The organism is Aliiglaciecola aliphaticivorans (assembly GCF_054782055.1).
This window is the reverse complement of sequence record NZ_BAAGTF010000019.1, coordinates 105,546-117,231: the sequence shown is the minus strand read 5'-3', so window position 1 is coordinate 117,231 and position 11,686 is coordinate 105,546. Positions and strand designations below refer to the sequence as shown.

13 protein-coding genes are annotated in these 11,686 nt (G+C 42.2%); 2 read left to right on the top strand and 11 right to left on the bottom strand.

Annotated elements, in window-relative coordinates; all coding sequences use genetic code 11:
* Positions 1-41: 41 nt before the first annotated feature.
* On the bottom strand, positions 42-473 hold the full coding sequence (gene ndk, locus ACYVIL_RS10840; protein WP_303470406.1) for a nucleoside-diphosphate kinase: 432 nt from the start codon (positions 471-473) through the stop codon (positions 42-44).
* 299 nt (positions 474-772) lie between these two features.
* On the opposite strand from ndk, the gene ACYVIL_RS10835 reads away from it, so the two are divergent.
* Positions 773-2,650 carry a choice-of-anchor I family protein gene (locus tag ACYVIL_RS10835; RefSeq protein WP_460312456.1) on the top strand — a complete coding sequence of 626 codons (1,878 nt, stop codon included), beginning with the start codon at positions 773-775 and terminating at the stop codon, positions 2,648-2,650.
* Between the two features lie 77 nt (positions 2,651-2,727).
* Here the strand turns inward: ACYVIL_RS10835 and fdx are convergent, their stop codons facing one another.
* The 10 genes from fdx to serB all read right to left on the bottom strand — a co-directional run bounded on the left by fdx (position 2,728) and on the right by serB (position 10,892).
* Positions 2,728-3,066, bottom strand: coding sequence for an ISC system 2Fe-2S type ferredoxin (gene fdx / locus ACYVIL_RS10830; protein ID WP_303470409.1), 339 nt, complete (start codon positions 3,064-3,066; stop codon positions 2,728-2,730).
* A gap of 9 nt (positions 3,067-3,075) precedes the next feature.
* Positions 3,076-4,941, bottom strand: coding sequence for a Fe-S protein assembly chaperone HscA (gene hscA, locus ACYVIL_RS10825; protein ID WP_303470411.1), 1,866 nt, complete (start codon positions 4,939-4,941; stop codon positions 3,076-3,078).
* A gap of 46 nt (positions 4,942-4,987) precedes the next feature.
* On the bottom strand, positions 4,988-5,515 hold the full coding sequence (gene hscB, locus ACYVIL_RS10820; protein ID WP_460312455.1) for a co-chaperone HscB: 528 nt from the start codon (positions 5,513-5,515) through the stop codon (positions 4,988-4,990).
* 54 nt (positions 5,516-5,569) lie between these two features.
* Positions 5,570-5,893 carry an iron-sulfur cluster assembly protein IscA gene (gene iscA, locus ACYVIL_RS10815; protein ID WP_303470416.1) on the bottom strand — a complete coding sequence of 108 codons (324 nt, stop codon included), beginning with the start codon at positions 5,891-5,893 and terminating at the stop codon, positions 5,570-5,572.
* Positions 5,894-5,917: 24 nt separating this feature from the next.
* Positions 5,918-6,304: a Fe-S cluster assembly scaffold IscU gene (gene iscU / locus ACYVIL_RS10810; RefSeq protein ID WP_303470418.1), complete on the bottom strand. Its 387-nt coding sequence runs from the start codon at positions 6,302-6,304 to the stop codon at positions 5,918-5,920.
* Positions 6,305-6,363: 59 nt separating this feature from the next.
* Entirely contained in the window at positions 6,364-7,587 is a 1,224-nt protein-coding gene (locus ACYVIL_RS10805; RefSeq protein ID WP_303470420.1) for an IscS subfamily cysteine desulfurase, read from the bottom strand.
* A gap of 12 nt (positions 7,588-7,599) precedes the next feature.
* Positions 7,600-8,088 (bottom strand): Fe-S cluster assembly transcriptional regulator IscR, encoded by a 489-nt coding sequence (iscR, locus tag ACYVIL_RS10800; RefSeq protein ID WP_303470422.1) that lies wholly within the window; start codon positions 8,086-8,088, stop codon positions 7,600-7,602.
* Between the two features lie 106 nt (positions 8,089-8,194).
* The gene (gene cysE / locus ACYVIL_RS10795) at positions 8,195-9,004 is read right to left on the bottom strand and encodes a serine O-acetyltransferase (RefSeq protein WP_303470424.1); all 810 of its coding nucleotides are present in this window, start codon (positions 9,002-9,004) and stop codon (positions 8,195-8,197) included.
* 19 nt (positions 9,005-9,023) lie between these two features.
* Positions 9,024-9,788, bottom strand: a complete 765-nt coding sequence (trmJ, locus tag ACYVIL_RS10790) for a tRNA (cytosine(32)/uridine(32)-2'-O)-methyltransferase TrmJ (RefSeq protein WP_303470427.1) — start codon at positions 9,786-9,788, stop codon at positions 9,024-9,026.
* Between the two features lie 99 nt (positions 9,789-9,887).
* Positions 9,888-10,892: a phosphoserine phosphatase SerB gene (gene serB / locus ACYVIL_RS10785; RefSeq protein WP_303470430.1), complete on the bottom strand. Its 1,005-nt coding sequence runs from the start codon at positions 10,890-10,892 to the stop codon at positions 9,888-9,890.
* Between the two features lie 173 nt (positions 10,893-11,065).
* Here serB and ACYVIL_RS10780 point away from each other — a divergent pair, with 173 nt between their 5' ends.
* On the top strand, positions 11,066-11,680 hold the full coding sequence (locus ACYVIL_RS10780; RefSeq protein WP_303470432.1) for an AhpA/YtjB family protein: 615 nt from the start codon (positions 11,066-11,068) through the stop codon (positions 11,678-11,680).
* Positions 11,681-11,686 lie beyond the last annotated feature (6 nt).

Below are 11,686 nucleotides of genomic sequence, written 5' to 3'. Positions count from 1 at the left end.
AAAAGGGGAGCAAAGCTCCCCTTTTGAATAAAGCGATTAGCTTATCGAGTGCGAGGGCAGATTTCTTCGTCAGAGAAGAAGTATGCTATTTCGCGAGCAGCAGATTCTGTAGCATCAGAACCGTGAACTGCATTTTCGTCGATAGAAGCAGCATAGTCAGCACGTAAAGTACCCGCTAAAGCTTCTGCAGGGTTAGTGGCACCCATAATTTCACGATGACGTAAAACTGCGTTTTCACCTTCTAGTACCTGAACCATCACTGGACCAGATGTCATGAAAGATACCAAAGCATTAAAGAAAGGACGCTCGCTATGTTCTGCGTAAAAACCTTCTGCTTGCTCTTTGCTTAAGTGCACCATTTTTGAAGCAACGATGCGTAAACCCGCTGACTCGAAACGATTATAGATCGCACCGATAACATTTTTTGCTACAGCGTCTGGTTTGATGATTGAAAAAGTACGTTCTAAGGCCATTGACAGGTCTCCGATTACATATAAAAAAGTATTTGCTTAAATTTCCGCGCGGATTATATGCAACTTTGCTCTCAATGACTAATTTATCTGACAAATAGACTAAATATTTTTATTTAAGCTGTAATAAAAACTCAACAGTGCTGAAAAAAACCACTTCAAAAACCCAATTAAACCTAAGTTATAGGTGATTACAGCGACAAATCGTCACAATTACTTCATACAAGTGTAGCAAATGTTTAATTTCCAACTCTTAATGTAAACGACTGATTTTAATAACACATAGATAACATGGAATAATAATGAAAGATCAGCTAAACAAACTAAAATTAGGCCTAGTCGCCTTAGCAGTAGTGACTGCATTAAGTGGATGCACCTTAGATGGTGATGACGGTCAAGATGGCGCAACAGGTGCGGCAGGTGTAGACGGAATTGATGGAATTGACGGCGCAGATGGACAAAGCCTACCTCGCGAGCTAGCAATTGAAGTGGTTGGCAGATTTTCCGCAGGTGGTGAAGAGATTTATGGCAAGAGCGCTGCTGAAATCGTTCAATTCCATGAAGCATCTCAATCAGCCTTTGCAATTAATGCCGCACTTAACCAAGTGGAAGTTATTTCATTAACTAATATACCTACCGCTGCTGTGGGCAACCCAATCACAGATACCAGCTTAACGTCACAAGCATTCACTTTCCCTAGTAGTGTGACGGTTAAAGACGCAGATGGCGCTGATCAAACAATTTCTCTTGGGGTAGCAAACTCTGTCGCCATTAATGGCGATATGTTGGCCTTAGCAGTTGAAGCTGAATCGAAAACAGATAATGGCGCAGTATTGTTCTATACCCTAGATGCTCTAGGCCAAGGAACTTTTGTAAAAGCAGTTGAAACCGGTGCGTTACCGGATATGGTTACTTTCAGTGAAGATGGAAGCTTAGCCCTTATTGCCAATGAAGGTGAGCCAGATACCGATTATGATGTTGATCCTGAAGGCAGTATTTCGGTAGTTACCATTACCGACGATGTGCCAGCAGACGTTGCTAACACTATTAACTTATCAACCGATATGGTGTTCTCAAATGACACCTTAGACGAAGAAGACTACGATACGGATGAAAAGCGTAGAGCTTTGCTTGAAGCTATGGGTGTTAAGTTTGCAGGACCTGCCGGGACCACTGTCGCTCAAGACTTAGAGCCAGAATACATTGCCATAGGCGCTGAAGGCGAAACAGCTTATGTTTCTTTACAAGAAGCGAATGCTATCGGCATTATTGATTTAGATGACATGACCATTGAAGTGAAAGGGTTAGGATTCAAAAATTGGAGTGAGTTTGAACTAGACTTCACCAATGAAGATGAAATCCCAAGCTTCAGCAGCGTACCTGGCTTATACGGCATGTATCAACCAGATACGATTGCAACTTATCAGTGGAATGGCGCTACTTTTATCTTAACGGCAAATGAAGGTGATTCACGAGACTGGGACGAATACTCTGAAGAAGTCCGTGTTGAAGACATCATTGATCCTGACGAATTAAATATGCAATTGTCTGACGAATTACAAGCATTTTATGATGCAAGTGGCGCAGACGATGGCCTAGGCCGTTTGAAAGTAACCACTGTTTTAGGCGATGCCGACAGCGATGGCGTATATGAAGAACTTTACGCTTATGGTTCTCGTTCATTCTCGATTTGGGACCAAAGTGTTAATCAAGTCTTTGACTCTGGTGATGATTTTGAAAAGATTTCGTCGGCCATTTTAGGTAACGATTTCAACAGTGCCCATACTGAAAACAAGGGTGATAACCGCTCTGATGATAAAGGTGGTGAACCTGAAGCCATTGCCGTGGGTGAAATTAACGGTAGGACTTATGCGTTCATTGGTTTAGAACGTTCTGGAGATTTATTCACCTATGACGTTACCAACCCGTTCAATGTCGCCTTCGTGGCCCATAACAATAACCGTGATTTTGATACTGATTTTGAATTAGATGACGATCTAGATAACCCTTGCGACGAGAGTGAAGGTATGGATTGTTCTGAAGTAGCAGAGTCTGGGGATCTTGGTCCAGAAAGCATTAAGTTTGTTTCTGCAGAGCAAAGCCCGAATGGCAATGCATTACTTATTATCGGTAATGAAGTCAGCGGAACCGTGACTGTCTACCAAGTGACTGAGCTATAGTGATTAGCTAGGCTAAGTTAAATACGAAAAAACCCGGATTATCCGGGTTTTTTATTTTTAACAAATGAAAGAGGAAACTAATGCCCTTCACTCACCTGATTAACTGTGTATTTAGGTATTTCTACAACTAAATCTTCGTCTTGAATCACGGCCTGACAACCTAACCGAGATTCTGGCTCAAGTCCCCAGGCTTTATCTAACATATCTTCTTCTAAATCATCGGCTTCACCTAATGACTCTAGTCCTTCTCGAATAAGCACATGGCAGGTAGTACAGGCGCAAACTTTTTCACAGGCATGTTCAATTCCAATACCATTTTTTAAAGCAACGTCTAATACTGATGTTCCTTTATCACCTTCTAAAACAGCGCCATCTGGACACAACTCTGCGTGGGGTAAAAATATAATTTGTGGCATTACTGCTCCTTAAATATCGTTAACTGAATGACCAGTCAGTGCTTGATTGATTGACTTGTCCATTCGTCTAGCGGCAAATGCTTGACTAATGCTGTCGACTCTCTCTATGGCTTGCTTAATGGCTTCGATATCTTCGCCTTTTGCTAACTCCAGCATCTCTGACAGGGCATTGTTGATTGCCGCACTTTCTTCGTCGCTAAGCAGCTCATCACCATCTTTTTGCAGTGCACTATTCAAAGTTTCAGCCACTCTTGTTGCTTCTACTTGCTGCTCTTTTAACATTCTAGCCTGCATATCTTGTTTGGCATATTGCATGGAATCCTTCAGCATTTCTGCCACTTCTTCGTCTTTAAGTCCGTAAGACGGTTTAACTTGAATCTCCGCTTTAACACCGGTGGATTTTTCCATAGCGGTAACATTCAGAAGACCATCCGCATCAACCTGAAAAGTGACACGAATATGTGCCGCGCCCGCAGTCATGGGTGGAATACCGGTTAAATTAAATTTTGCCAACGACCGGCAATCTTTAACCAATTCACGTTCCCCTTGCAGCACATGCACCATCATCGCTGTTTGACCGTCTTTAAAGGTCGTAAATTCCTGTGCCTTAGCAACAGGGATAGTCGTATTTCGTGCGACAATTTTTTCCGTTAAACCGCCCATGGTTTCTATCCCCAACGATAGAGGAAGCACATCCAATAACAACATTTCACTGTCGGGCTTGTTACCCGCAAGTATATCTGCCTGAATAGCGGCTCCGATAGCAACAACCTTATCGGGATCGATTGAGGTTAATGGCGTTTTATTAAAAAACTCACCGACCTTATGTCGTACTGAAGGCACACGAGTAGAACCCCCTACCATCACAACTTGCAGCACTTCTTCGATATCGATTTCTGCATCTTTTACTGCGCGTTTACAAGCCCGTAATGACTTTTTAATCAAGGGTTCAATTAATGACTCGAAAGTCATACAGCTAATGACCACTTGATGGGATTCACCGTTATCATCGCTAAATTCAATATCCACAGCCGAATCGTTGCTGAGGGCTTCCTTAGCTTCTTTTGCATCATCGAGTAAACGACGTCTTAAGCCTTTGGAAATATCTGCTGGCAGATTGGCTTGCTTACAAATATGCTCAAACAGTAATTGGTCGAAGTCGTCACCACCTAATGCCGTATCACCACCTGTGGCTAACACTTCAAAGACGCCTTTGGATAAACGTAAAATAGAAATATCAAAGGTGCCGCCGCCTAAATCATAAATGGCAATCACACCTTCTTGTCCGGAATCTAAACCGTATGCGATTGCGGCTGCTGTTGGTTCATTTAATAACCGTAAAACGTGCAATCCGGCCAACTGAGCTGCGTCTTTTGTACCTTGTCGCTGGGCGTCATCAAAATAAGCAGGAACAGTGACCACTGCGCCTGTAAGTTCATCACCTAAAGAGTCTTCAGCACGAGCCTTTAAGGTGGCTAAAATCTGCGCTGACACTTGAATCGGATTCACAGTCGCACCTGGCACCTGGATAGCTACTTGCTCACTGTTTTTAACAAATTCATAAGGTAAATTTGTATCCTGACTTAGGATATCTTGCAGACTTCTTCCCATCAAACGTTTGATTGACACTATGGTGTTGGCTGGATCCAAATTTGCTGATTGTTTGGCTTGCTCACCCACCACAATTCCGTCTTCGGTATATTGGACAACCGATGGCAAAATGTGTTGGCCAAGATGATCTGGCAATGTTTCGGCAGAGCCACTGCGCACAGTAGCAACTAATGAGTTGGTCGTACCGAGATCAATTCCAACAGCTAATTTACGTTGATGGGGGGCAGCCGCCTGACCCGGCTCAGCAATTTGCAATAATGCCATAATAGGTTCTAACTCGCTTTTAAATGTTTAGTGAATCGCAGTCGCGCTAATCTTCAAACAGTACATCTTCATTCAGCTCTATTTCTTTATGCAACTTATTCAAAAACTTTAATTTTCTGACTTCAGCAGCAGCAAGATTGTTGGCTTCATCGTTTTGTTGTTCAAGGAGCTCTTGCAACGTTTTAAAATGCTGCTTGGTATGTATTGCAACTTCTTCATCCAGTGCCTGAAGGATCTGCTCGGGATCGCCGGCGGATTCCACTTCGGATAATTGTTCGCGCCATTCCATTTGTTGCATCAAAAATGCAGGATCTTGCATAGTTTGAGTTTCATGTTGCAGGGAAATCCCTCGAAGTTCCAACATATGTTCAGCGCGAGATAGAGGGTTTTTGAGAATTTGATAACCGTCATTAATCTGTGCGTTTTTTTGCACAGCCATGAGTTTTTCTTGACCACCCGCGTTGGAGAATTTATCAGGATGGGTAACTTTAGCCAACGACTGGTATACGTTGGCTAATTTGGCGTTATCGATGTGATATGTTTCTGGAAGGCCAAAAAGCGTAAAAAAGTTCATAGCTTTATTTTTCTTTCAATCAAATGATCAGTACAAAAATTGCAACGAACAGCATTAAACATTAAAGCTTTCGCCGCAACCACACTCACCGTTCGCATTCGGATTATTGAATAAAAAGCCTTCATTCAATCCTTCTTTAGCGAAATCTAGTTCAGTACCGTCAAGATAAACCAAGCTTTTTCCGTCAATGATAATTTTCACACCATTGTCTTCAAATACTTCATCATCTGCATTTAGTTCGTCAACAAACTCCAAAACATAAGCTAGGCCGGAACATCCCGTAGTTTTCACCCCAAGGCGTAATCCTACTCCTTTTCCGCGGCTGTCTAAAAATGTTCTCGCCCGCTTTGCAGCGGCGTCTGTCACTTTAATTCCCAAAACTGGCTCCTATCACTTTGTCTATTAAGCTTTAGAGTGCTTTGACTTGTAATCATCCACCGCGGCTTTGATGGCATCTTCCGCCAAAATCGAACAATGGATTTTTACAGGTGGCAATGCAAGCTCTTCAGCGATGTCTGTATTTTTAATCGTAACAGCTTCATCTAAAGTCTTACCTTTAACCCACTCTGTTACCAAGGAACTTGACGCAATAGCAGAACCACAACCGTAAGTTTTAAATTTGGCGTCTTCGATTAAACCGTTTTCACCTACTTTAAGTTGCAATTTCATCACATCACCACATGCTGGTGCACCTACCATTCCAGTAGCGATAGTTGGGTCGTTTTTATCAAATCCACCAACGTTGCGTGGATTTTCGTAATGATCGATTACTTTTTCACTGTAAGCCATGTTACTTACCTCTTAAATTACGATTTCTCGCGTTAATTCCAATTTGAGCGATTCACCAATTAGTGATGAACCCACTCAACTTTAGTCAGATCCACACCGTCTTTGAACATATCCCAAAGCGGTGACATTTCACGTAATTTGTCGATGGCGTTTTGCACCACACTCACAACGTGATCAATTTCTTCTTCAGTGGTAAATCTACCAATGCTGAAACGGATAGAACTGTGCGCTAACTCATCATTTAGTCCCAATGCTCGTAGCACATAAGACGGTTCCAAACTTGCAGATGTACAAGCTGAACCAGATGACACTGCCATATCTTTAAGGGCCATAATGAGTGATTCGCCTTCTACATAGGCAAAGCTCACATTTAAATTACCCGTAATACGCTGCTCAAGATCACCATTCAAGTAAACTTCTTCTATGTCTTTCAAACCGTTCCATAAACGGTCACGAAGTTTTAGAATGCGGGCATTCTCTTCAACCATTTCTTCTTTAGCTATGCGGAAAGCTTCGCCCATACCAACAATCTGGTGAGTTGCCAGGGTTCCTGAACGCATACCACGTTCATGTCCACCACCGTGCATTTGAGCTTCTATTCTCACCCGTGGTTTACGACGCACATACAAGGCGCCTATACCTTTAGGACCGTATATTTTGTGGGCTGAAAAAGACATTAAATCGACTTTCAAAGCTTGTAAATCTATCTCAATTTTTCCGGCGCTTTGTGCTGCATCAACATGAAACAAGGTTTTGTTTTCTCTACAAATTTCACCAATTTGTTGAATATCTTGAATCACCCCGATTTCGTTATTTACATGCATGATGCTAACTAGCACTGTGTCAGGACGCAAATTCGCTTTAAATTCCTCTAAATCCAACAAACCATTTGGTTTTGGATCCATATAGGTGACTTCAAAGCCTTCACGCTCTAACTGACGGCAGGTATCAAGTACCGCTTTGTGTTCAGTTTTAAGAGTAATAATGTGCTTACCTTTCTTACTATAAAAGTGAGCAGCACCCTTAATGGCTAAGTTGTTAGATTCTGTTGCACCTGAGGTGAACACGATTTCACGAGGGTCAGCATTAACCAATTCAGCAATTTGATTTCTGGCAAGATCGATGGCTTCTTCTGCGATCCATCCATATTTATGGGACCGAGAAGCCGGATTACCGAAATTCCCTTCAAGGGTTAAACATTCCATCATTTTTTGGGCTACGCGGGGATCAACCGGTGTGGTTGCCGAATAATCCAAGTAGATAGGTAAATTAATATTGCTCATTTTTGGCTCCACTTATAGTTGCAAGCTAATTTCAATTTCATTTGCAACAACAGTATTAAGTTGTTTAGTTCTGTCTTGTCTTCCTGCTACCGTTTTTACGTCTTGTTTGGCCATTAGTTCACCTAACGTAATATTATTCAGAAATTGACTGATCCGTTCACTCAAATCATGCCACAGGCTATGAGTAAGACATCTCTCTCCACCTTGACAATCTGAATTACCTTGGCATCGTGTTGCATCAACTGACTCGTCTACCGCACGTATAACCTCGCCTACGGCTATTTCTTCAGGGACACGCCCTAATTTGTAGCCACCGCCTGGTCCACGAACACTGAGTACAAGATTTTCTTTTCTTAAGCGTGAGAACAATTGCTCTAAATATGACAATGAAATTTCCTGACGCTCCGAAATATCGGCTAACGAGACCGGTCCTCTACGGGAATGTAATGCAACATCTAACATAGCAGTTACGGCGTATCGGCCTTTGGAAGTTAGTTTCATAGAAAATACCAGTTAACAAGATACTGTGAATTTTCACATACCTGACCATTTTAGTCAAGTATTAGACCTAGTAATTTAGTCAAGTATTCCTGAGGAGAAATAAAGTTTAGATGGATGGATCAAATGCATCCTTTTCTTTCTGAAAATCGTCAACTAAATCAGAATCTTGAAAGTTATCCAAATTAATAGAAGGTAATGAATCGCCACACACACTGCCGCCCATTTTATTAATTTCTTTACACATTTCTTCTACTTTGGTGTCGATCAAATGCACATGATCTAGCATAACACCAATGGCATTTGCCACAGGGTCTGGATTATCAGGGGCAACCGCATAAGCGTCAAAGCCATATTTGCGCGCGATTTTATCACGTCGTTGATGTTTATCCTGATCTTTTTGCTGCTTTTGTACGACAATTCTGCCAGGAATACCAATCACGGTGGCATTTTCAGGTACATCTTTAACCACCACAGAATTAGAGCCTACTTTTGCACCTTTGTGCATGGTAATGGGACCAAGCACTTTAGCCCCCGCCCCGACGACTACGTTATCTTCTAACGTGGGGTGGCGTTTACCGCCGTTCCAACTAGTCCCACCCAAGGTGACACTATGATATAGGGTGACATCGTTACCAATTTCTGCGGTTTCGCCAATCACCACTCCCATGCCATGATCAATGAAAAATCTACGGCCAAGGGTTGCGCCAGGATGTATCTCTATTCCCGTTAACCAGCGTGAAAAGGTAGAAATGCTGCGAGCAAGCCACAACCAGTTAGACTTCCACAGTTTGTGCGCAATACGATGTAACCAGATAGCGTGCAAACCTGGGTAATTGGTGAGTACTTCAAAGGTGGTACGTGCTGCTGGATCACGATGAAACACACTTTGAATATCTTCTTTTATTCGCTCAAACATATTATTACTTTCGAAAATCCTAATCTTTGGCTTTGATTGACTTATCTACTGATGCCAATATACCTCTCAATATATTCAATTCCTGGCTCTCAGGGCGGGCACGATTAAACAGACGTCTTAATTTGGTCATCACCATACCGGGATGTTGGGGAATGATGAAATTCGTTTTTGAAAGGGTTTGTTCCAAATGACTATAAAAACGCTCTAAATCATCGGCCAGTGGGTATTCATTTGGCTCACTTTCGATCCGTGACTTATTTAAAAAGGCCATCCTTATTTCGTAACACAAGGTTTGCACTGCGGCGGCTAAATTCAAGGAACTGTACTCTGGGTTGGCAGGAATACACACATGAAAGTGGCACTGCTGGAGCTCATCATTACTTAACCCATTATTTTCCCGCCCAAACACTAATGCAACTGGGTATTTTTCCACTTCACTAATGAGCTTTTCACCACACTCCCTTGGCTCAAGCATTGGCCATGGTAAGGTTCTAGACCGGGCACTTGTACCAACAACTAACCCACAATCTTGCACTGCTTCTTCCAGGGTGGAGACAATTTTTGCATTCGCAAGTACATCACCAGCCCCAGCGGCAAGTGCGCTGGCTTTGCCATCTGGCTTATCCACAGGATCCACTAACACTAGTTGGCTTAACCCCATGGTTTTCATCGCTCTAGCGGTTGAACCAATATTGCCAGTATGAGAGGTATTCACCAACACAATACGCACATTCGACAGAAGCGCAGAATCAGGGTTAGGGGCAGAATTTACAGAGTTAGACATAATTATTTTCTTTTATTCGTCACAATTTAATAAACCCATCAGTGTGAGCTCTACATATATGCAATATTAACACAATGACAGACTAGTTTATTCTTCAGGCTAACTCTTCAACAAGGCTAACAGTCCATCAGCGGCGCAAAACCGAAGTGCAGCATCCGCTTGCTGGCGCACAACGGGTTTTGCATGATATGCCACCCCCATTGCTGCTTGTTCCATCATCACCAAATCGTTGGCCCCATCCCCTAGAGCAATAGTTTGCGACGCCTCAATTTGATAACGTTCGGCCAGTCGATTAAGGGTATCTGCTTTGCTTTGTGCGCCGATGATGTCGCCTAGTACTTTCCCAGTCAGTTTGCCCTCTACAATCTCGAGTTGATTGGAAATAGCAAAATCTAACCCTAAACGTTCAGCAAGGTAATCTGCGAAAAATGTAAAGCCGCCTGATGCAATGGCGAGTTTCCAGTTAGCTTGTTTGAGCTTTGCCAACAAACGGGTGATCCCTGGGTTGATGGGAATGCCATCGCGAACCTGTTTGAGGATTGATTCCTCTGCCCCTTTTAAACAGGCGACTCGGCTATTCAGGCTTTGCGCAAAATCAAGTTTACCTTGCATAGCTAATTCGGTGACTTCTGATACTTGTGCACCAACACCTGCTAACTTTGCTATTTCATCAATACATTCAATACCAATGACAGTACTATCCATATCCATCACTAATAGCCCGGGCTTGGCCAATGTGGGGCGTTGTTTTAAAAAACTAATATCCACTTGAAAGTTCACCGCAGCTGACTCAATCACCGCCCCTAAGTCTGATGATCGTTTCACTTCAACTTCTGCTTCGTAGGCGCAACCATTATTTGAGTCATAGCCCGGTTGGAATACCTGAATAGTCATAACATCAGCCAATGCAATTTGCACCTGATACAGCTTTTCCAAATTTAAGCTTTCTGAAAATAGGATCAATTGTTGAGTACAGGCTTCACGGGTTTCAGCTAATTCAATTTGCTGATCTTGTGGTAATGTAAAACTCACATTTTTATGGTGAAGGTTGGTCAGATATTTGGCCGATAGCCATTCTTGTTGTGATAATTTGGTCGAAAGCACAATTAACTCACCGGGTTATTAATCAGGACAGGGATTTTACCGATTTCAATAGGTGACGCAATAAGATATCCCTATGACTTAGAACAAATCACTAAGTGAGGTCAAATTAATAAATAAAACAACAACTAATATTGGCAAACGTAGCAAATTGTCTTATTGTCATAGCCATGGATATGACAAAATTCGGATTGGCTGATTCAGCCTTAAAGGTCCCCAGTAATTACTCAATTTTTAAACGAGTAGCAAACCTCACGTTGCTAGTAGTGGCTGCGGCTATTTGTGTCAATATTTGGTTGTTAAATACTGAACAGTCACAAAATTGGCACAACAATCAATCTTCGCAACTAGGTCGAAGTTTAGCCAAATTTACTGCGGATATAATCGCCCCTCACCTAAATGAAAAACAAAATGAACAAATACTTCGATATATCAACTTATTGTCGAGAGATAATCACGTAGCAGGCGTGTCGGTTTATAATCGACTTGGTGAGGTGGTTGAAAGTAATGAGCAAAATGCCTCTGTATTGGCCAGCTTTTTAATTGAAGATGAGTTTCCACTCGTGTTTGTTGAAGAAGTGGTTTCGGAAGGCAAATTGCTCGGTTATGTAAGATTATTGCTGGATAAAGAGCAAGTCATGCTGTATCACCACGAATATCAAAATCAAATTTATAAACAACTACTTATGTTAATGCTAGTGGCTGGACTGGTGGGTTTATTGATCACACGAGCTTACTATAAAATACGCTTTCGTCATTATGAAAAAGTCAGTAAAACCGCTAGAAACTAGTACTCA